At 48.0% G+C, this 22123-nt stretch carries 13 protein-coding genes; 8 read left to right on the top strand and 5 right to left on the bottom strand.

What is annotated here, in order from left to right; genetic code table 11:
- Positions 1-93: 93 nt before the first annotated feature.
- From H6F86_RS14800 to H6F86_RS14785, 4 genes are all read right to left on the bottom strand, one after another.
- The gene (locus H6F86_RS14800; RefSeq protein ID WP_190449367.1) at positions 94-1275 is read right to left on the bottom strand and encodes an acetyl-CoA C-acyltransferase; all 1182 of its coding nucleotides are present in this window, start codon (positions 1273-1275) and stop codon (positions 94-96) included.
- 103 nt (positions 1276-1378) lie between these two features.
- A complete protein-coding gene (locus H6F86_RS14795) occupies positions 1379-3721 on the bottom strand; it encodes a 3-hydroxyacyl-CoA dehydrogenase/enoyl-CoA hydratase family protein (protein ID WP_190449366.1) in 2343 nt (780 codons plus the stop codon).
- A gap of 20 nt (positions 3722-3741) precedes the next feature.
- Complete coding sequence (locus H6F86_RS14790) at positions 3742-5919, bottom strand: AMP-binding protein (protein WP_190449365.1); 2178 nt, start codon at positions 5917-5919, stop codon at positions 3742-3744.
- A 932-nt stretch (positions 5920-6851) separates the two neighbouring features.
- Complete coding sequence (locus tag H6F86_RS14785) at positions 6852-9443, bottom strand: cache domain-containing protein (protein ID WP_190449364.1); 2592 nt, start codon at positions 9441-9443, stop codon at positions 6852-6854.
- 266 nt (positions 9444-9709) lie between these two features.
- Between H6F86_RS14785 and H6F86_RS14780 the strand changes: the two genes are divergently transcribed.
- The 7 genes from H6F86_RS14780 (at position 9710) to H6F86_RS14750 (ending at position 16913) form a co-directional block, all read left to right on the top strand.
- Positions 9710-10504, top strand: a complete 795-nt coding sequence (locus tag H6F86_RS14780) for a pentapeptide repeat-containing protein (RefSeq protein WP_190449363.1) — start codon at positions 9710-9712, stop codon at positions 10502-10504.
- 388 nt (positions 10505-10892) lie between these two features.
- Positions 10893-11387 (top strand): hypothetical protein, encoded by a 495-nt coding sequence (locus H6F86_RS14775; RefSeq protein WP_190449362.1) that lies wholly within the window; start codon positions 10893-10895, stop codon positions 11385-11387.
- A 1038-nt stretch (positions 11388-12425) separates the two neighbouring features.
- The gene (locus H6F86_RS14770; RefSeq protein ID WP_190449361.1) at positions 12426-12785 is read left to right on the top strand and encodes a hypothetical protein; all 360 of its coding nucleotides are present in this window, start codon (positions 12426-12428) and stop codon (positions 12783-12785) included.
- Entirely contained in the window at positions 12782-13690 is a 909-nt protein-coding gene (locus H6F86_RS14765) for an SPFH domain-containing protein (RefSeq protein WP_190449360.1), read from the top strand. The genes H6F86_RS14770 and H6F86_RS14765 overlap by 4 nt, the downstream gene beginning before the upstream one ends.
- 897 nt (positions 13691-14587) lie before the next feature.
- Positions 14588-15325, top strand: a complete 738-nt coding sequence (locus tag H6F86_RS14760; protein WP_190449359.1) for a hypothetical protein — start codon at positions 14588-14590, stop codon at positions 15323-15325.
- A gap of 41 nt (positions 15326-15366) precedes the next feature.
- Positions 15367-15924, top strand: coding sequence for a YtxH domain-containing protein (locus tag H6F86_RS14755; protein ID WP_190449358.1), 558 nt, complete (start codon positions 15367-15369; stop codon positions 15922-15924).
- Positions 15925-16145: 221 nt separating this feature from the next.
- Positions 16146-16913 (top strand): hypothetical protein, encoded by a 768-nt coding sequence (locus tag H6F86_RS14750; RefSeq protein WP_190449357.1) that lies wholly within the window; start codon positions 16146-16148, stop codon positions 16911-16913.
- A 323-nt stretch (positions 16914-17236) separates the two neighbouring features.
- Here the strand turns inward: H6F86_RS14750 and H6F86_RS14745 are convergent, their stop codons facing one another.
- Positions 17237-18043, bottom strand: a complete 807-nt coding sequence (locus H6F86_RS14745) for an SDR family oxidoreductase (RefSeq protein WP_190449356.1) — start codon at positions 18041-18043, stop codon at positions 17237-17239.
- Positions 18044-18462: 419 nt separating this feature from the next.
- On the opposite strand from H6F86_RS14745, the gene H6F86_RS14740 reads away from it, so the two are divergent.
- Complete coding sequence (locus H6F86_RS14740) at positions 18463-22095, top strand: NB-ARC domain-containing protein (RefSeq protein ID WP_190449355.1); 3633 nt, start codon at positions 18463-18465, stop codon at positions 22093-22095.
- Positions 22096-22123: the final 28 nt, after the last annotated feature.

The raw sequence follows: 22123 nt of genomic DNA, 5'->3' as shown, positions 1-22123 counted from the left end.
TTTATGGTCAAAGAGGCAACTTTGCGTAGAGATGGGTTTTAACCAAAAATTGAGCCTTTAAACAATGTCATAGTCATTAAACCCACCCCTGCGTCAAACCATCAAATTCTCGAACACACCAGCAGCACCCATGCCACCGCCCACACACATGGTAACCAGTCCATAGCGAATGCCCCGTCGCTTCATCTCATGCAGTAACGTAGCGGTGAGCTTTGCGCCGGTCATACCCAGTGGATGCCCTAGGGCGATCGCGCCACCATTGACATTAGTGATGTCTTCGTTCAAACCCAGCTTACGAATGACAGCAAGGCTCTGTGCCGCAAAGGCTTCGTTCAGTTCAATCAACCCAATGTCATCAAGCGTTAAGCCGACCTGCTGCAACACTTTTGGTATAGCGGCTACAGGACCAATGCCCATAATTTCGGGTGGTACACCAGCGACAGCAAACCCCAGCAGTCGCCCCATTGGCTCTGCACCTAGTTCATCCACCATTCGCCGATTCATCATGACAGTCGCGGCGGCTCCATCCGACATTTGAGAAGCGTTACCCGCTGTCACGGAGCCTCTGCTGTGGAAAACGGCAGGCAGTTTGGCAAGGGCTTCTAGACTGGTATCAGAGCGAGGACCCTCATCAACCCGCAGTACCGTTTCAATGGTTTGGGGTTTGCCATCAACATAAAGCGTTTCCTTTACCGCGATCGGAATCACTTCCTCATTAAAGCGCCCGGCTTGAATTGCTGCCAGTGCACGTTGATGCGATCGCAATGCAAAAGCATCTTGATCGGCACGAGAAATGTGATATTGCTGCGATACATTCTCCGCGGTGATGCCCATCGTGCAATAGACCTGGGGCGTTTCTGCCAACAGCTCTGGGTTTGGAGCCATCCCATGTCCCCCCATGGGAATCAAGCTCATGGATTCCGCTCCTCCTGCCACCATCACTTCCGCCTGCCCTGTTTCAATCGCCTGTGCTGCTAGGGCGATCGCTTGCAGCCCAGACGCACAGAAACGATTAACCGTTGCTCCAGCAACGCTGTCGGGTAGCCCAGCACGTTGGGCAATAACTCGTCCAAGATTGAAACCCTGTTCAGCTTCAGGGAAGGCACAACCCACCACGATGTCATCAATCAAGCCAGATTCTAGCCCTTTGACGCGATCGATGGCACTTTTCACGGCGATCGCACCCATATCATCGGGGCGCATAGTGTGAAGTGCCCCACGAGGGGCTTTACCAACTGCCGTCCGAACACTGCTAACAATATATGCATCTTTCATGACGCTCTCCTAATGTGTGTTGGGTAGAAAGGGCAATGAGAAGTTCTAAGTTGGTTGAGTGGTCAGCTTTTAGCCTTCATCCTTTATCCCCCTCCCCCATTTCCTAATTCCGCAATGGTTTTTTGGTCTTCAACATATGAGCGATCCGCTCCTGGGTTTTGGGCTGGCTGAGAAGGGGCAAGAAGTGTTCTCGCTCCAGTTGCAGCAGGTAGTCTTCATGAACCAACGCAGGAGCTGTGAGGTCTCCACCCGTCATCACATAAGCCAACTCAGTGGCGAGGTAGCGATCGTAAGCACTGGCAAACCCACCTTGTTCAAACACGTACGCCATGTGTTCTAAGACCGCTCTGGCAGGACGACCGAGCACCATAATGGCGGTCTGTTCGGGGGGTGGAGTATAGCCCAGACGATCGAGGTGAAGCACTTCGGCTTTCGCTGCAAAAAGACGGCGATCGCCATTCATTAAAATCCGGGTATCGCACGGCAGATAGCCCATTTCCTGTGCTTCATAGGCACTCGAAGAAACTTTCGCTGTGGCGATCGTTTCAAACGCTGATTGCAAAAATGGCTGAATTTGGCTAGATGAAAGGCTCGCAGTTCGTTCAGACACACGCGCAACCGTTCGCATGATGCCACCGGCACCTGGAATCAGACCCACGCCCAATTCCACCAAACCAATGTAGGTTTCTGCGGCTGCAACCACGTGTGGACACGCCATCACCAATTCACAGCCTCCGCCCAGCGCTCGCCCTTGAATGGCTGCCACGATCGGTTTAGGTGCATAGCGGATGCGCTGCAAAATGGCTTGAAACTGGACAATGAGATCTGCGATCGCATCGAAATTACCAGACTGCGCCATCATGCCGATCTCGGCGAGATTAGCCCCACCTGAAAAATGAGCGCTATCGTTTCCAATCACCAGCCCTTTGAAAGGTTGAGTTTCCAGCAGATCCAGGACTTCGGCTAAGCCTTCAACCACCTTTAAGCTGAGCGTATTTCCTTTAGAGCGAAACTCATACAAAACCACACCATCGCCCAAATCCAATAGCGCCGCTTCTGAGTTTTGCCAGAGTGTATGGGTTGGATTCGCTTTGAGGGCAAGCAAATCGATTTCATCCGTTGGCATTTCCATCGGCACATAGTGTTGTCCAGGCTCATACACATGATGCTCATGCCAATAAAAGCTTGTGGCACCGTTGTGATGCATCGTTTCTACCCGTGAGGGTACGCTCATATCTGCCGCTTTCATGTCAGCCAGCACCGTCTCAAAGCCTAAAGCATCCCATAGCTCAAAGGGTCCCAGTTCCCAGCCAAAGCCCCAACGCATGGCGCGATCGATTGCCACCGGGCTATCGGCAATTTCAGGTAAGCGGTGCGCACTATAACTCAACAAGTCCAGGGTCATCTGGCGGAAGAGGGTTCCGGCGCGACCAGTGTCCTGGTACAGGGCACAAAGGCGTTCCTTCAAAGGCAATTTGCTCAACGCCTCGATCGCGCCCAAAGCCATAGGTTTTGCGGGTTCATATGCCAGCGTCTCAAGATTCAAGGAAAGCAGTTCACCCGACTGTTTTTTGTAAAAGCCCTGTCCTGACTTAGCGCCCAGGGTTCCGGTTGTCACCAATTTTTCCAGCACAGGGGGAACACGAAATAGCTCTCGGCTTTCATCATGAGGAATCGCCGGATACAGGTTTTTGATGACATACAACAAAGTATCCAGACCCACTAAGTCGGCAGTACGGAAGGTTGCAGATTTTGGGCGACCCACAAGTGTGCCAGTGAGCGTATCAATTTCCTCAATCGTGTAGCCCATCTCAGTCCAGGCTTTTAGCCCCAGCAGGATGGCATAGGTGCCAATCCGGTTGCTAATAAAGTTGGGCGTATCCTTGGCAACCACTACACCCTTACCCAGATGCAACTGTCCAAACCACCGCAGGCGTTCCAAAACTTGTGGATCAGTGTCCGCCGTGGGAATGAGTTCCAGCAACCTAAGATAGCGTGGTGGATTGAAAAAATGCGTACCTAAAAAGCGTTGTCGGAATGATTCTGAGCGTCCCTGAACGATCGCGTGAATCGGCAAACCACTCGTATTAGTGGATACGATTGTGTCTTCACGGACTACTGCTTCCAGTCGTTCCATCAACTGTTGCTTGACATCAAGCTTTTCCACTACTGCCTCAATGACCCAATCAACCGTCGCTAAGCGATCGAAGTGGTCATCAAAGTTACCTAGAATAACGCGATGGGCAACCTTGGCAGTAAAGAAAATGGGCGGTGAAAGTTTGAGCGCTTTCTTAAACGACGCTTCTACCAGAGCATTTTTGTCGCCCGCTTGAGCAGGAAGATCCAACAAATGGACGGTAAGACCCGCATTCGCAAGGTGAGCGGCAATTTGGGTTCCCATCACTCCGGCACCCAGGACAGCGGCGGTTCGGAACGGTTTAAACATGGTTCTAAAACCCCTTTTTGTTAGGTGGTTAATCGTGGATTTAACGATTGGGCAAAGGCAGGGCAATCCGATGTGGAAACAGAAACGATCGCCACGGCTGCGGTATCGCGCTCGTTGACTCGTCGTTCCAAATCATCTTGATAGAGGGCAGCTATGTCGGTGACGAACATGGCGATCGCATGCGCCCGATCAATGTTTCCGTTTGATGTGAGCAGCCCATTTTCCACAGAGACTGTGGCGTTGATGAGCCGAAACCGTTTCACAGTAGCCCAATACGGCAAATGACAATTAGCAGCATCAACGACGGCTCGATACAGTGCCAGAATGGCTGGATGCTGCAACAATGTTTCCAGCGACCCATCAATACCGTTTTCCAGGGCCTGCACATGCAACGCCTCTAGATTCGGTACAAGCAGCACGGCACAGAATTTTTGCTCAGAGCCAACGACGACCGCGTGTGCCACCAGTGAGGATCGTTTCAAGCGCTCCTCGATCGGCTGTGGCACAATATACTTGCCTGTTGAAAGCTTGAACAATGCCTTCTTGAGACCTGTAAGCTTGAGCATTCCTTCATCGGTAAAGGTGCCCAAGTCACCCGTATGGAACCAGCCTTCAGTGTCAATGGCTTCCTGTGTCATAGCAGAATTCTTGTAGTAGCCCTGCATGACATACGGACTACGCACCAAAATCTCACTATCATTTGCGATCGCCACTTCCACTCCAGCAATGGGAACACCCACTGTTCCGGCCCGATTCCACTGCCCACGATTGCAGCAAACGACAGCACTTGTTTGCGTCAAACCATAGCCTTGAAAGATCATCATGCCTGCGGCTGCAAAGGCATTGACAATCTCCGCGCTAAGGAACGCCCCGCCACAGATGAGATATTTCAGACGATCGCCAAAGGTTGCCCGCCACTGGGAGAGCACAAACCGGTCGGCAACCTTTAACAAAAGCGCATATAGCCCGGTCGGTGCCTGTCCTAATTCATAGCGTTGAGCTAGTTTCAGCGCCCCCTGGAGTAACAACTGATTGCATCGCACTGGTACCAATTGCAGTAAGGACAGAGTAAGACGAAGGTACGCTTTGAGCGAAACAAGGAGCGGAAAAAGTAACGATGTGGTTCTGTCGTTAATAATCCCTTCGCTGTAAGTTTGCTCCTTCACTATGATTTGTGGCGATCGGTAGCTTCTTTCTAAAATCTTGTCGTAAATCTTCTCCAGAAAGAGTGGCACAGTGACTAAAACAGTGGGTCGAACATCTTTGAGATGTTTAAATACGCGCTTTGGATTTGAGAAATAGATGCAATGACCATAGTGAATGTGCCCATAGAGCATGACTCTGGCAAGCACATGATTCAGGGGCAAAAATGAAAGCACAACTTCCTGTTCGCCACGCTTTAAGTTCTCAATGCCTGAAAATGACGCGATCGCGTTAGCAGAAAGGTTTTCGTGACTGAGCATTACGCCCTGTATCTGCCCCCTTTCATCTGGAATATAAATGATGGTGGCAAGGTCATGGGGCTTTAATGCCGCACGCAGTTGTTGTAGACGATCGACTGAAACGTTAGCCTGTCCTTGCTGTTTGACAGTTTCAAGTACCAGCACTTGAATACACTGGGGCACCGTTGCTAACGGTTGATCAGCATAAACCGAATGAGACACTAACGGAATTTCTAGACAAGCAGATTCAGGAATCGCACTGCCGCTTGCCAAAGCGCGATCGTCCGTCGTTGTACCGACTGATGACATCACACAAGTCAACTGCGCTGGCAGCCAGCCGGATGGTGCTTCAGCCACAATCACCGTCTGTAAATGAGGTGTCTTGCCAAGATAGGGCGCAATTTGCGTCAGCAGATCCACATTCGAGACAATGAGTGCTTTCGCTTCACTGTGCTGTAGAACAAAAATAATGTGTTCCAGTGTTTGGGTTAAATCAATGGGCACGTCAACTAAACTTGCTAAAAGACATGCCATATCAAGCAGGCAAAAATTGAGATCACTGTGCATTAAAAACGCAACGCGATCGCCCTTCTCTAGCCCCAAATCTAACAATCCCACTGCCACCGCTTCAGCAAGCGAGCGGAAAGCCTGATTTGCTAAAGGTTGCCAGCCTGTTTCTGTCCATTGATGGAATGCATGTTCATTCGGAGTGTTATTACACGCTTCATCCAATAAAGAGGACAGTGTTCGACCCAAAACGACCGCCCCCGAGTGCGGAGGCGCTGCGTAAATTCTTTCAACGCATGACATTTCTTTAAAGTACTAAAGTGTATTGATGTCAATTTCGTGGAGATTAATTACTCCTCCACGCAACGCACTGGGCACAAAGCCCTTGCTATGAAAGATCAATCTTTAAGACAAAAACCTTCTCTGCGCTGTTTCTTGCACTGAGGGATGCTCAAATCTTCCAGGGTAGCGAGCGATTAAAGAGACATTCATGTAGGGAGAGAATGAGCAAACGAACGCCTGACTCGCTTCAGTTACTCTAGAAGCTAGACATCCAATTAAAGTTAGATCAGTATGGGCAATGAACAGTTCAACCTCTAGATGAAGCGCTAAAAAGAAGGTTGATAACTCTTTAGGAACAGAAATTAAATCAGTTGGAATTTGTTAGAACCACAGCACTTCGGCAAAGCTCGCTGGGATAATGTCAAGTTGGCTTGCCAAAGGTTACGCTCCTATAGCCAAATAGCCGATGTGATTTAGTTTTCGCTCCTCAAAACGCCAAATTTTCAGAGTAAAACCTTACTAATTTTTTGTGCCTCCTTTAATAGGAACACTAGCCTCACACATTGCAAGTCAACAGTCTTCGGGAAATAACCACCCCTGCAAGTACTAGCTGAATACTATTAAGTGTAGCCAACTGAAAATTGAGTTTGTTGATTTTTATACAATTCTTGAACAAACCAGGTGCAGGTGAGGTGTTAGCCTGCCCTAGGAAACTTTAGCCTGTAAGCGTTGTGATCGCACTACGGCACAAGTTTGTAAGTAGCTGGGCGTAAATCTATAAGACGCATTGAGCGAAGTCGGAATGCTCTCAGTCTTGTGTGACGGCAGGTTGAGCGCAGTCGAAACTCGGTCTCTCAGTAATGCTTAATTTAGCCCTCCTACTTAGCTAACATTAAGAATTACAGCAAGGCACTTCGGAGGCTTACTTTAAAGGTTGTCCAACCATCTTCGCTGTTGACTGTGATTTCGCCCTCCAGTTGCTCAACCAGCTTCTTTACTAAAGCCAGCCCCAAACCAGTGCCACCTTGATTCCACAAATCCGAATTGGGTATGCGGTAAAACTTCTCAAAAATGTGGGAGATTTCTGCTTGGGGAATCTCTGCCTGGTTACGAACTTCAAATTGTGTGAGCAGCGAAGGAGGTTCATTAGAATAAGAGGCATCGAGGTCTTGGTGAAGCGTGAAGCAAATTTCGCCGTGAGACGGAGTATATTTGCAAGCATTGTTGAGTAGTTCTGCTAAAAGCCGTCCCAAGTTGTCAGGGCTGGAGTGGAGGATGTGTGTTGTTGGAGGCAGATTTAACGTGAAGGCTTGCTGACGAGCGTGCAGTCGCGATTGAAACGATTGGATGATGGGAGGCAGCCACTCCTGTAAATCAATGGGTTGTAGAGCGATTGATTGATCGCTGGCTTCCAAGCGCTGTAGGTCGAGTAGATCGTTAATCAGGTCAACTTCTCGCTTACACTCTGTTTCTAAAATGTTGAGATATTTCTGTTGCCGCTCTAAATCGGGTGCCAATCGCAGCATATAGATAGCTAATTTCATATTAGAAACGGGGGTTCGCAGTTCGTGAGACACCGTACTCAAGAAGTCATCTTTAAGACGATGTAATTTCTGCAATTCTTCAACTTGGCTTTGGGCTGCCTGGTACAGTCGTGCCTGACGCATGGCGATCGCACATTGATTTGTGACCTGTTGCACCAGGCGAATTTCCAGATCGCTATAAATATGATCGGCTTGCTGGAATAACCAAATATCTGCCAAAATGCTTTGTTCGTCAAAAATAGGGCAGGCGAGGATGCTGGCGCGGGAGCGACCAAAATTGGGAAACAACTGACACAATTGGAGATCCTGTCCTCGCATAAGGGATTGATGGATGCCAAAAGGATCAGTATCTAGCGGGATCCGCTGCCCTCGACTAGCAGCCCAAGTGGGTTTCGCATATTCGTAAGTGATGTTTAAAACATTTTGCTCCAGGTCATAAATAGCTGTTGAGCAACATTCCACCCTAAGTACGGCGGTTAATTCCTGCATAACAGTTTGCAAAATTTGCGACTCGTCCAGGGTGTCACGCACACGATCGGTAATGCGTTTGAGCGTTGCCTCAAAATCAAATGCTTGCTTCAGTTGCAGCGATCGCTCCTGTAACTCTGCTGTTCGCTGTTCGACCCGCACTTCAAGCTCCTCATTAGCAGTTTCCAAAGCGGCAAACGAGGCTTGCAACTGCATGGACATCTGGTTAAAGGCTTGAGTGAGGCTATCCAATTCCTCAATGTTTCTAGCCGTGATGGTTTGATTTAACTTGCCATGTGAAATTTCTTGAGCTGCTGCAATTACACGGGCAATGGGACGGGCAATACATTGGGATGTGAGGATACCCATCAAGGTGGAGACCACTAATGCCATCAAACATAGCAAAATTGTAGTTCGGGTATTCGCCTCAATGTGTTCCATAAAGTCGGCTTCTGGAACACCTACTACAATCAGCCAATCTAATCCATAGCGATCGCTAAATGGAGCGACCTGAATCAAGTATTGTTGCTGATTAATAGTGTAGGCAAGTTGCTGGCTAGCCCGGATATTATTGAAGTTGTCGAAATAATGTTCAAGGTATTGGGCAGTTTGTCGGGTGACTGGATCTCGGCTGGCGATCGCGGGTATCCGTTCCCTCCTTTCCTCTCCACCCGCCCGCCGTGAGCGAAACGGTTGCTCAGAGGTAGAACTCGCGATCAGGTTACCCGATCGATCCACAATGAAGGTTTGCCCCGAACGTCCAATCTTCAAGTTGCTGAGAAAGTTGCCTAGTTCTACTAGAGATAGGGTGGCATTGGTCACTCCTAACAACCGCCCCCTTTCGTCATAAACAGGGCGGGTCGCACTGATTGCCAACCCCAACGATGAGAAGTAGGGATAAACGTTAGTCCATGTTGGCTGTTTGGCTTGAACAGCTTCGACATACCAAGGGCGGGTACGTGGATCAAAGGTAGTGTTGACCTTAAGCAGGCGATCGCGGTTGCCCTGTTGGTCGATACTATAGGTATGATATTTGCCATTCGTAGATGAATCAATCACCCGAATGACCAGCGAGCCATCACGCATACGATCGATCGAGTGGATGGTTCCCTGTTCACTGCCAAAGGCGATCGGTTGTGTGGCATTAAAGACGTGCATTTGCTGCCAGAAATGTCGTTCCAGGCTCGCTGCATTCTGCAAATCTAACGTGCCAAATCGAGCGGCATTTGCATTGATTTGGGTCACAAGTTGGGGCTTTGCGACATAATCTGCCAGGTGTTGAGAGATGTGTGCTGTTACTTCATTGCGTAACTGTGATGCAACATCATTGACTGCCTTCTGACCATTGCGTAACGAGAAGAAAGTGGTTAACCCAACTGCAATCGAAATTTGCAGAATAAAGGGGATAATCAGGACAGCACGAAGCGGCACTCTAAGGCGAGGCTGTGATGCTGGAGGTAATGGTTCTTGCAGCCGCATTAATGCTCTTCAGCAGATTAAGCTGGGAAGTACAACTATTCCCTAGCGTACTTCTTAAAACATAGCCAGTGATTTTGTTTGAATAATTTCTCAAATAAAGAATAGAAGCTAATAAGCATGAGTAAACTCTAGAAAGACAAATATAGACTTGTGGTGTTGCCTCTTAATAAGTAACCTATAACCCCTTTTGCTGTACGACGATTCCTTTCCCCCATTCTTGACCACTGCCTTGTAGCATAAGGAAGAACCCCACTTGTCTCGATCGCATGAGTGACTTTGATCGTTACTATCGAGTGCTAGGACTAAAACCTGGAGCGTCCCTTGAGGCAGTCAATCAGGCTTATCGCCAGTTGGCGTTTCAGTGGCATCCTGATCGCCTGCCTAAAGACGATCTAACGCTACAAGCGGAAGCGCAAGAAAAGCTCAAAGCACTTAATCAGGCACGGGATCAGTTGCGTTCGCGCCCGCTTCACCGCCAAGCGCAGACTGACCGCGATGCCGACAGAAAAGCAGACCGAAGCTATGCCGATCGGAGACAGGCTCGTGCTTACTATCACCAGCCACCACGCCCAGAGCCATCGCAAACTCAATCTTCTTCTCAAGCTGCTCCACCGCGATCGTCTGCTAAACAGCCCTCCAATTTTGCGTCTTGGCAGCAGCCGTCGCCTCGACCTGCCTCAGCAAGCCGTCGGGCTACAACCGATTTAAGCGGTACTGATTGGCAAGGAGCCGATTTGCGAGAGAAAGATTTCTCTGGTCGCAACTTGAGTCAAGCCAATCTGAGCCACGCGAATCTCAGCGATGCTTTTTTGCATAAAGTTAATCTTTCCAATGCCAACTTAGCGAGTGCCAATTTATTTCGCGCCAATTTGCTGCAAGCTGATCTCCGCCATGCCAATCTTCAGGGTGCCAATTTAATTGGGGCTGACTTAAGTGGCGCTGATTTAAGCGGCGCTGACCTTCGAGGAGCCAAAGTTGGCTTTGCTGAGCGCATCATGGTCAAATTCACGGGTGCCATCCTTACGGGGATGATTATGCCAGATGGCAGCATTCACACTTAGGCTGCTTCAAACACCAAAACCTGGTCTTGTGAGGTGCTGCCATCTGGCTCAGCTTGCTAAAAACTGTATGAAGGGGATAACACCGTTCCTGACCATGAAGGAACACAGCACTAAAACCTTGATGAGGCAATAGTTCTTGGGAGTGGGACGGCGTAATGGCTGATGTGCAAAGCTTTGAGAACTTGTGCCAGGCGAGAGTAAGTTTAGAAGGGAAAGGCGATCGCCTGGTTAGCCGTGCTGATCAAAGGGCACTTTAGAACAAACAGAGCTATCGCCGACCTGTCACTGTTTGCCGTTGCTTGCGTTGTCATTAAGTGCAGCGTGTGTGGCAGCTTTGTCTGGGTATGTTAGGCAGACAGCCTTTTAATCAAAGTAGCACCAACAGCTTATGACAGGCATGATCGACAAGCTTTACGAAGAAACCTACAACGGGCGGTTGCTTGAAATTTATCGTTTTACGCAGTCGATGCCGGGTGTCGTAACTGCTTCTTCCATCACTGCCAGGGTAGATGGTTACGAATTGCCCAGCCAATTCGCCTGTTGCACTTATGAGCCTTTTAGCGAGTCTACGGCACGCGGCGGACTGCCCACTCTAGAATATGCGTCGGCACTCGCAGCCGCCAAAGCTTATTGTGATTACGAGGCGGAAACCCTGGCACAACGTGGCGACGAACAACTGGCGCTCCCGCTCACCTACCGCGAAGCGAAAACCTTGCTGCATGCCCTGGATGCTGCGCCGTGGCAAGAGCGCCTAGCGACGCGCGAAGTGCACGATCGTCTGGACGCTTTGCTGCAAGCACCAGCGGCTGTCAGAGAGACACATTCAACCAATTTAATCGCGCGTGCCCTTACGAAACTACGGCGCTTGGTGGGTGGCGAGTGACGTTATACGGAATTGTAGAAGGCAAGCTTTAGTAGCTATCGATCGATTCTAAGTCTTTGCTGCAAGCCACAATTAGCAAGGCTTATATGTACACTCATCGCCGAACCATTCGCTTGCATACCGACCGTCTTAAGATGATTAGTTGATTCCCAAAAACCACTATCTGTGGGTGAAGTGGGTCGTCAGGTTGTCGTACGCAGTGTAATCCCATACCTTACTTTTGAGATGAGAAAGACACTAATCATTCTTTTCATATCTTCTCTCCACTTCGTAGTTACCGTAGTTGTCTTTTTTATCTCATTTGGTATAAGTTGGACGCGTCTCGCTGGCGCTCCACCTAGCGTCCTCGAGATTATCATTAATGCCGCAACAGCAATTCTGCACTTTCCACTTGTCATGTTGTTAGCTCCCATTTTTTCAAACTGGGAATCTAGCTTACTAATACAGTTTTTGCAATTTGTCCCCAATAGCATTTTGTGGGGTATTGGCTTGTCTTTCTTAACTGCATTTATCAAAAAAAGAAGCCGAAACCGCTAAATAGCAAGCTAACAAGTGTATTGCAGTGGAATATTGCTTAGCTCTATGAATCTATTTGACGCTTACATTTTGGATGAGTATGCTTCTCGTGCTCCTTTAATCAGGAGAGCCTTATATGGGTAGCTAAGAATGGCTTTCCCCAGCAAAGGTGGTGGTAGCGAGAGTATTTGTGAGTTGGCAATCGCCCTAACGCCTGCCAACTGCACTTTATGAGCGCCAAAGCCACCATTCTGTTGGTGCGGACGGAGCAGCGGTTATTGGTAGATGTTCGAGGTTAGCTGCAACCACTAACTTTTATCATTAGACCTTCAGTGGTAACGCTTTAGATCCGTAAGTAGCGTGCAAATTGTCCTTCGTAGCATGCTGTGATAGCGCTACGATCGCGCCACATTCTCAAGAAACTGGGTGTTAACAGTCGTGCTCATGTCATCGCGATCGAATTTTAGGTTGTGCTGTTAAAGCGAACCGGAATAGACCTACCGAATCTTGTAGTTCACTCTTATGCAGAAAACACTCAAAACCTGGATCATAACCGGATTGATTGGTGGTAGTTGTTCAATCGCTTTGTTGTGGAATGCGCCACAGGTGATCAACTCCAACTACTGGTGGGTCGGCTTTCTGATGGACGGTGCCGCGATCGTCTTTCCCATTGCTTTTGGTGCCAGAGTTTTCACTCGGTTGCAGCGAGCTACGAAAGTCGCCATGCTAATCCGTCGTGAGACGAAGGTACGGGTTTCAAGCTGGGAATGCTTAGATGTGCCCCCAATGTCTAGGGATGAGTGCTTAGAGCGGTTGGAAGTGTTTAAGTCCGATCGCCAATTGTTTGAATCACCACTAAATGTTCTTAAAGAGGAAAAATGAAATTGAATCTCGGTAACGTTGCGATCGGTGGTCTAGCTTTGGCTGCTACCGTTGGGCTATCAGGCTGCAACGTGATTCTCGGTGAGTTGGTCGATCCTGGCTATGTTGCTTTACTGGTCGATAGCTACGGGCAAGAGAAGGGCATTGAGAACGCTCAAATCTTTGAAGGTGGGCGTGTCCGTTACAACACCGCTACACAACAGTTCTATGAATACCCAGTTTTCTTCCGTACTTACTCCTTTGCCAAAGAAGATGATAAGGATCAATCAGTCAATTTCTCGATCGGTGGTTCTTCGGTCAGCATGGACTTAGGCGTGACTTACCGCTTCCGTTACAGTCCCGTTAGCGACGATAAACCGAAGTACACTCGTCTACATGAGTTTTTTCGCTTGTACCGAGTCGCTCCAGATGAGTTTAATAATGGTGCCTTGCGGAATGCTTTGCGAGATTGTGCAAACGAAGCAGCCAGCGGTCTTGACCCTGTAAAATTAGCAAGCAGTGCGGCAACATTTGCAAAGCCTGTGCAGACGTGTCTCGCTAACAAGTTTCCACAGCTAGACATTAAAGAAATCTCTTTGCTCAATCCGCCACGACTGCCAGAAAACATTCAGGCTTCCATCAACCGTGCTTTTCAGTCGCAGCAGGACGCACAAACGGCAGTAGCTAACAAAGCGAAGGCAGAAGCAGAAGCAGGCGCTAACAAGGCGAAAGCGGAAGGTGAGGCTGGCGTAAAACGGGTGCAGGCTGATGCTGATGCTTACGCTAATGAAAAGTTGGCGAAGTCAGTCACACCTGCATTAATCCAATACGAACAACTACAAGTGGAGAAAGCCAGAGTTGAGAAGTGGAATGGTCAATACGCTCCCACTGTGCAAACTCCCAACGTGCAGTTAGGCAACAAGTAAAAGCAGGGCAGCGCAAACCAATCGTCAGCTAGCCAACTCAACCGCTATATTCTCTGATTACCATTGACGGGCAATTCTAGATTAGAAGCGGTTGTATCACTTCAATGTTGGAATAACTTTACCCATCCGTTGCCTCAATTAAATTAGACCTAGTAGGACTTTTAAGCGGTTCCATCTTTGGAACCGCTTAAAAGTCCTACTTTAATAGATGGAATTGATTAGAAACACGTTTGAGTGAAAAGTTGCTCATCGTCAATTGTTGCAACTTGGCTCACACATTATTCATACTAATACTTCTTTTTAGGCAGTCAATGGCTTTCAATAGTTTACGATCGCTGCCAAACAAACTGGAGTAATCCCTAAGTAACGCATGAACACTGTGACTACGGGATTGCGGGTAGAAAGGAGTCTTCCCATTCTTGTTAATGTCGTCTGGGATACACTCTAAGTATAACAATTAAAGTTTCATAGTCTGCTGAATAACTTGCTCTTTTACCCTTATTGTTCTCTCTACCATTTGCAAAACGGCACTATTACCTTATCAACTTAAACGTGAGCTACTTGATGATGGTTCTATCAGTAACTCAAAGAGCCATTGCTTAAAGCTTGTACGTAAGCCCTATTAAATAACGCCTGCCGATGTGCCTTTATAGTATGAAGCCAAGTATACTACCCAACTACATTTGAAGCTGCAACTTTAGGTATACTCTTGCCTTAAGGATCTACATCCACAGATAAGGTAAGTAGCTAGTTATAAGTGCTTATATAGCGGGTATGCCACGCTTTGCTTCAGGTTAGGCTGAAGGCATTTTTAGCCTGAAGAAAGTAAGTTTTGATACCGAATTGATTTGCTTTCAAAACAACTAGTGAACCATCTTATATACAGGGGAAGCAACGATGATCAGTAACCAGCAGCCTGAAATGCAGGGTAGCGAAAAAATGCAGGATAGTACAAGTTTTGTACCTGATAGTACCAGCTCATCCTATGCTCCTTCAAGTACGACTGTAGAATCTGCAACCGTAACACCGTCGAAAGAGCCTGTTATGCCCAACAGCAAAACTGAAACTAAATCAGCGGGAAAAGGCTTTAATCCTACCCTTGCTAGAGCATTAGTGGGAGGACTGATTGGTGCAACCTTAGGAACATTAGCGGGTGCTTTAGCCAGTAAGAAAACGTCTAATGGTGTTAACCATGCCGTTGAAGGTGTAGGTAATGCGGCTAAAACGGTAGGTTCAGGGCTGAATCTCGCTGCTAGAGGTGTAGGAGATGCAGCTAAGAGTATTGGCGAAGGCGTCGGCTATGCAGTAGTTGGTAGCAGTGTAGACACCGCAAAGGGCATTGCTGATGGCGTTAAGCAAGTAGGAACTGTTACTGCTGAGGTAGCGCAGAGCGGTACAAAGAGCATTAACCAAGCGATAAAAGGTATGGCGAATTCAGTAGAAGCTTCCAGTGAAGCAGCCAATCAATCAATTGTTGAGGCAGCAGAAACAACTAAAGCTGTGGCTGATGATATCGAAGCGTCTATCAACCACGGGCTAGATGAAATGCAGGTCGAAGCTGATATCTCGACTCAAACTGAGTTTAGTGATCAAACTGAATTTAGCCCAACCCAAGGATACATCTCCAGTATGTAAGTTAGCTATTCCAAGGAGAAAAGAACGATAAGGAGATTAGGATGGCAAGTAGTAGCAAGCAGCGTTCTACAGGAGATGAAACCGTCCTTGATGAGCCTGCAAGAATCCCTTACGCTGACCCAGATTCTGAGATAACAGACAATGGCTTTGCTAGGGTTGCGCTCGGGGTGCTTATAGGAGCCACTTTGGGTGGAATTGCAGGTGCTTTAACAAACAAAAGGGTAGTCGATCGCATCAACCGCACTGTAAAAGACGTTGGCAATACCGTTAAAACGACGGCTGTAAGTGTCAATGATACTGTTCAGGAGGTTGGGGATGCCGTTTACAGTGTTGCTACAAGTGTTAACGACACGGTGAAGGATGCTGGTGGCACAGTTAAGGAGACAGCCGAAGGTGTTAGTGGCACGGTGCAACATGCGCTAGGTGCTATTAAAAACACAAGCAAGGATGTTAACGGTACTGTGCAAGAGACATTGGAAGCAGTCAAGAAAGTCTCTGAAGATATAAACACCTCAGCGCAACCGAAGGTTGAAAAATCAAGTGGTGAAACGCTCTACAAGCTAGTTCCTATCAACTCAGCTGATGAAGTAAACCTCTAAAAACTTTGAGAAGCCTAGAGTAATTTAGATGCTTCACGAGTTTTATCAATGTACAAAGGGGGTTTCATAATTATGCTACCTATTAACATTATGTTAATAGGTAGTTTCTATGAGTAAGCTTTCGATTAACCCACCTGAAGCCCTTAGCTTTACTCAAGGCTAGATCTGATGCAGACACTTACTAACAACCAACTTAATACTAAAAGAAGCAAAGAATAATTATGCATTGGCTCCAAGGACTACTGAATAAAAACAGATCTGAGCCTCCGCAGGTCACAAATATTCCAGAAGAACAAAGCTCTACAACTGTGCAACAAGTCATTGTTGAAGAAACAGTTATGGCTGTAGCGCAATGGTTAATTACTTTACTTAATCGGAGTATGAAATCAAAGCCCACTTCTGACAGCAAATCTGAGGAGAGCCCACCTACGGATCGCATTGCTCCGATCGAGGATTTGTTATCAAAGTTTGGTAATTTGATTGAACAATTACATAAACGTGACCAGGAAACAATTGCCTTGCAAAACCGCTTGGCTGCGATCGAAGCATCATTGCAACAGAAGAGTAATTTAGAACAGATCAAGGAACTTAATCAGCTGGTTGCAGGGTTAGATAGCCGTCTAACTCGTATTGAATCCTTTGTAGAGTCTATTAATATTAATGCGATCGAAGCGCTTCTAAGCAAAGATACGAGCTTGGAGCAGCAAGCTAAGGAAACTAGCCAATTAATTGCCAATTTGGATAGCCGTTTAGTTCAAACGGAAACTTTGATAGCACCTGTCAATTTTTTGGTAGAGAAAAAAGAGCAAGACAACCGAACCTTGATTACTTTGAAGGAGCGCATCATTCAGCTAGAAGGTTTCATAGCTCGCTTTCGAGCTGTTCCCAGAATTGTGGAAGGGAACTACCGAGCCATTGCTTCATTACAAAATTACCTTGGTACTTCAAAGGCTCATGAAAATGGAAACTACAAAACTCCTCATCTTTAGAAAGGATGCTTCTCTTCCATTGGGTAGCCAGATGGTTCGTACTAAGAATCAAAAGAAGTTAGCTAGCGATACCTGAAGTAGCCATTTTGTGAACATTAAGCCCGATCGTGAAAGTTAAAAGCAGGCTTTTAATCTGGGATTGGTGTCAAAGACTGAGTATTAGCTCATAGCAGCAGTTTCAACCGTCTCGCTCGCGTTGATAACTTCATTAGTATGAGAAAGACAAGACACATAGCTCTTCAATCTCGGTCGTTTCGGTAGCGATGTGTCTTACCATAAAGTCTCAAGTTCAAGATTGAATGTGGCGATCGCAACTGCAAGGATTACTCCTGGATGGACGTTACAAGGCGATAGCGATTTGCGGGATGTACTTGGTTGAGATTGGGCAGCATGACCTGCCGAGCCGCGTCAAAGGTATTCCACTGCTCCGCATCGGGAAGTGATGGAATGGTAACAGTTTCGCGGCGATCGAAGCCAACTAGGGCGGCATCTACTAGATCATCCACTTCCATCACAGGCGGTAGCGCATTCAAATCCCAACCTGAGCGCTCCCAGATTTCCGTCCGCGTTGATGCTGGTAGAACAGCCTGAACATAAATTCCTTTCGGTCCAAGTTCAGAGTGGAGACCTTGGCTGAGGAAGAGGACGAAGGCTTTGGTTGCGCCATAGATAGTCAGACCAAATTCCGGTACTAACGCAACTGCCGAACTGATGTTGATAATCGCGCCATCGCCTGCTTCGACGAACCGTGGAGCAACGGCACTGGAGAGCCGCGTCAATGCTGTGATGTTGAGGCTAATGATTTTAGCTATTTCGTCCGGGCTTTGCTGGACGAAACTGCTGGCAACGCTGGCACCTGCATTGTTAATCAGGACACTGATGCGTGTATCAGTGCGTAGCCGCTCTTCTACCTGGGCAAGTTCACCCATTTCGGTAAGATCTGCCTGAAGGATGTCAACTGCTACCCCAGTTTCCTGGCGCACCCGGTTGGCTAGAGCTTCCATTCGAGTGCGATCGCGTGCTACCAGCACAAGATTGTAACCACGCTTTGCAAAGCGATCGGCATAAACGGCACCGATGCCACTGGATGCTCCAGTAATGAGTACAGTCTGATTGGTTAGGCTGTCCATGATTGCTCCTGAGTAATGTGTGTAAGGGTTTATAAGGTTTGAATGGCTTAGAAATACCTGGTTGTTCTAACCGTTTTGTCACAGGCAGCAAACGTTTGATACCTAGGTATTGGTTTTGGGGTCTCTTTGATCTCTGTTCGGTTGGTGAGCTTAATGCCTGCTTTGGTTACACTTCATTCTTCAGCGATCGCTTAATCCAGAACAGTCAAGTTCTTTGAGTTAAAACGCGATTTAATTGTTCTGCATTGAAGAGCAAGCAGTAGGAAGTGAGCCAGGAGCCGTTAAACCTGATATGCTTCAGATAAAATAAAATCATTTGCTGATTGGGCAATGCTACCAAAATCCGTTAAGCTTTGATTGAAGAAATGCTTGGTATTTGAGGAAAGACTTACTCTGTCCTTTGCACCCTTAGCTGCTTTATGGATTCCAACCTATCAAAATCTGGACGGGGTCGATCGACTGGACGAGTGCGGGGAGTCATCCTCTCGCCTCAGGGGTGGCAGAAGTTTCAAACGGCAAAACAGCAGGTAGAAGCGAACGAAACCTGGGGTAAACACTTGACGCAGGAAGAACTGAGCGATCGCACCGGACTTTCGCTCAATACCCTGACTCGATTGTTCAAGCGCGAACAGGGGGTCGATCGCCAGTCGTTGGAGTATCTCTTTAAGACCTTTGGGCTGGAGTTAACAAAGGCAGACTTTACATCCCCGGTTGCAGCCAATGAAGCATCGGAAATTCGTCAAATAAATCCCCAACAGGACTGGGACACTGCGGTGGATGCCTCAGTGTTTTATGGGCACGAGGCAGATCTGGCGCAACTATGGCAGTGGATTGTGTCTGAGCGCTGTCGTGTCGTTGGGCTATTGGGCATGGGCGGTATTGGCAAAAGTACGCTCGCGGTCAAAGCTGCACTTCAGATGCAAGCAGAGTTTGAAATCGTCGTGTGGCGATCGCTTGCCAATGCGCCGCCGCTAGATGAACTCCTGTCGAGCCTTTTGAGGTTTCTCATGCCGCTCTATGGGGAAGATCCCATCATTCCTACCACGCTCGATCAGCAGCTTTCCAAATTGATGCAATATCTGCGATCGCGTCGGTGTTTATTGCTTCTGGATAATGTTGAAACCATTCTGCACCGTGAGCAAGCAGGACAATGGCGATCGGGCTACGAAGGTTACGGACAGTGGCTCAGAACCATGGGCGAAACATCTCACCTCAGTTGTTTGCTGCTGACCAGCCGAGAAAAGCCACGCGAAATGGCGTTGCTGGAAGATGAACGTGTGGTGCGAACGACTGGGCAACGCGCTTGTGCTTCGCTGCTTTTAGGTGGATTATCACCTGATGACGGACGCGCCATTATGCGGCAAAAAGGAGCGTTTACAGGCTCAGAAACCGAATGGCAGACCTTGATCCATCACTACGGTGGTAATCCTCTAGCGTTGAAACTGGTAGCAGCTGCCACGCAGGATTTGTTTAACGGCAGTATTACAGAGGTGTTGCCCTATCTTAGTCAGGGCGTTGCTGTTTTTGAAGATATCTGCGATTTGCTCGATCGTCAGTTCAATCGCCTCTCTGAAGCTGAACAGAAAACACTGTGCTGGTTTGCGATTTTGCGAGAGCCAGTCTCGATCTCAGATATTCGAGCGAACGTGGTTGATTCTGTGGCTCAACAAAGTGTCCCTAATTTGATCAACTCACTACTGAGGCGATCGCTCATTGAAAAGACTGATGGCTTATTCTTCTTGCAACCTGTGGTGATGGAATATGTCACAGAGCGCTTTGTACAGAAACTTTGCATCGAGTTTGAGACGCAGCAACTTAGTGTTTGGCAAACCCATCCCTTATTGCGAGTTCAGGCAAAAGATTATATTCGAGAGATTCAGACGCGCTTAGTTGTACAACCGGTGATGGAACGATTGCTGTCTCGCTTTGGCAGTGTGGCAGCGATCGAGGCACAAGCTAGGCACTTATTGATACAACAGGGAAAAAAGTCAGGATACGTAGCAGGCAATTTGATTAATCTGCTGGTGCAATTCCAAGTGGATTTACGCGGTTCTGACTTTTCTAATCTTGTAGTGCAGCAAGCCGATTTCCGACAGGTCGATTTAACCGGGGTCAATTTTCAGAATGCTGACTTAGCGAATTCTCTCTTTTCAGAAACCCTCAATGTTGCGAGGTCGATCGACCTAAGTCCGGATGGCAAGACCATTGCCGTTGGTGATTCTAATGGCAACATCTATCTCTGGAACATTAGCACAGCCCAACTTCTAGAGACCTTTTCAGGACACAAAGGCTGGGTTTGGTCGGTGAGTTTTAGTCCTGATGGCAAAACGTTAGTCAGCAGCAGTAGCGATGGTTCCATGCGCTTGTGGGATAGCCAGAGTGGACGCTGCTTGCAGGTGCTGACAGACCATAAAGGCTGTGTTTGGTCAGTGAGTTTTAGTCCTGATGGTCAGCAATTCGCGAGTTGCAGCGATGACAAAACGGTGCGCATATGGAATTTGCAAGGGCAGTGTCTCCGTGTCTTGAAAGGACACACCCAAAGCGTTTACGCTGTCCACTTCGCTCCGGATCAGCAAACCTTAGCTAGTGGCAGTAGTGATACAACCATTCGGATCTGGGATGTGAGCGATGGAAACTGTCTGAGTATCCTACAGGGGCATACCAGCGGTGTGCGGTGTGTGCGATACAGCCCAGATAGTCAACGGCTTGTCAGTGGATGCCGAGATGGGTCGATTCGATTGTGGAGTGGTTATTTTGCTAGCGATCGATCGTCAAAGCCCGCTTTCAAGTTGTTGCAGGGACATGCCGATTTTGTTTGGAACATCGCCTTTAGCCCGGATGGTCGTTTCTTAGTGAGCGGTGGTCGCGATAGCACTCTGCGCGTTTGGAATGTGCAAGACGGGCAATCTGTTCATGTACTTGAGGGGCATACCCACGATGTTTATGGGCTTGCTATTAGTGCCGATAGTCAGTTGTTGGTCAGTACAGGAGAAGACCAAACGGTACGGCTGTGGCATTTACAGAGTGGACGAAACCTAAAAACGCTGCGTGGATACACAGGTGGGGTTCACTCTCTAAGCCTCAGTGCCGATGGTCAACTGCTTGCCAGTAGCGGTCAGAATGAAATGATTCAGGTGTGGCGTTTGCAGTTAGATCGCAATCTGTCGCAACTTCACCCACACAAAACGTGTCCCAGTCCGTCGCGCCGGATTTCATCATTCAGCAACGTCTGCTTTAGTCCAGATAATCAAACTCTTGCGATCAATCGACATGATAAGTCGATCGCTCTATGGAATATTCAAACTGGGAAACTCACTCGATGGTCAGCGCATAATGCATCCATTTGGGCAGTGTTATTTAGTCCAGGAGGACAAATTTTAGCCAGCAGTAGTTATGATTGCACCGTGCGGCTATGGGATGTGCAAACGCATCACTGTTTGCAGGTATTAAGCGGACATGAGAGCGCTATTCGCGCGATCGCGTTTGACCCTAGTGGTCAACGGTTGGCAAGTGGCAGTTTTGATTTCACCATTCGCTTATGGGATGTGCAAACTGGAGCCTGTTTAAAAGTTTTGCAGAAACACACGGGAGCCGTTTTCGCACTAACATTTGATCCCAGCGGTCAACACTTGGTAAGCGGCAGTCATGACCAAACCATTCGCTTGTGGGACGTACAAACTGGAACCTGTTTAAAGGTTTTGCACGGGCATACCGGAGCTGTGTGGACGGTTGCCATAAGTCCAGATGGTCAAACTTTAGCAAGTGGCGGCGTTGATCAAACCATTCGGCTGTGGAATCTGCAAACAGGTCACTGCCTTCATGTCCTAGATGCACATAGCGGTTGGGTTCACTCAATTATCTTTAGCGCTGATGGTCAAATCTTGTTTAGTGGGAGTGACGATCGCACCACAAAGCTCTGGGACGTGCAAACAGGACGCTGTATCAACACGTTGACGGTCGATCGTCTCTATGAGGGCATGAAGATTCCAGGCACAACCGGATTGACAGTGGCTCAAAAGTCTACCCTTAAAGCCTTAGGAGCAACTGACTAAAGGTTCGCCCTTGACGGGCATTCCGTAC

Source organism: Phormidium sp. FACHB-592, from assembly GCF_014695795.1.
GTDB lineage: Bacteria > Cyanobacteriota > Cyanobacteriia > Leptolyngbyales > Leptolyngbyaceae > Stenomitos.
Note: the sequence above shows the minus strand (reverse complement) of the source record. Positions and strands in the feature narration are given on the sequence as shown.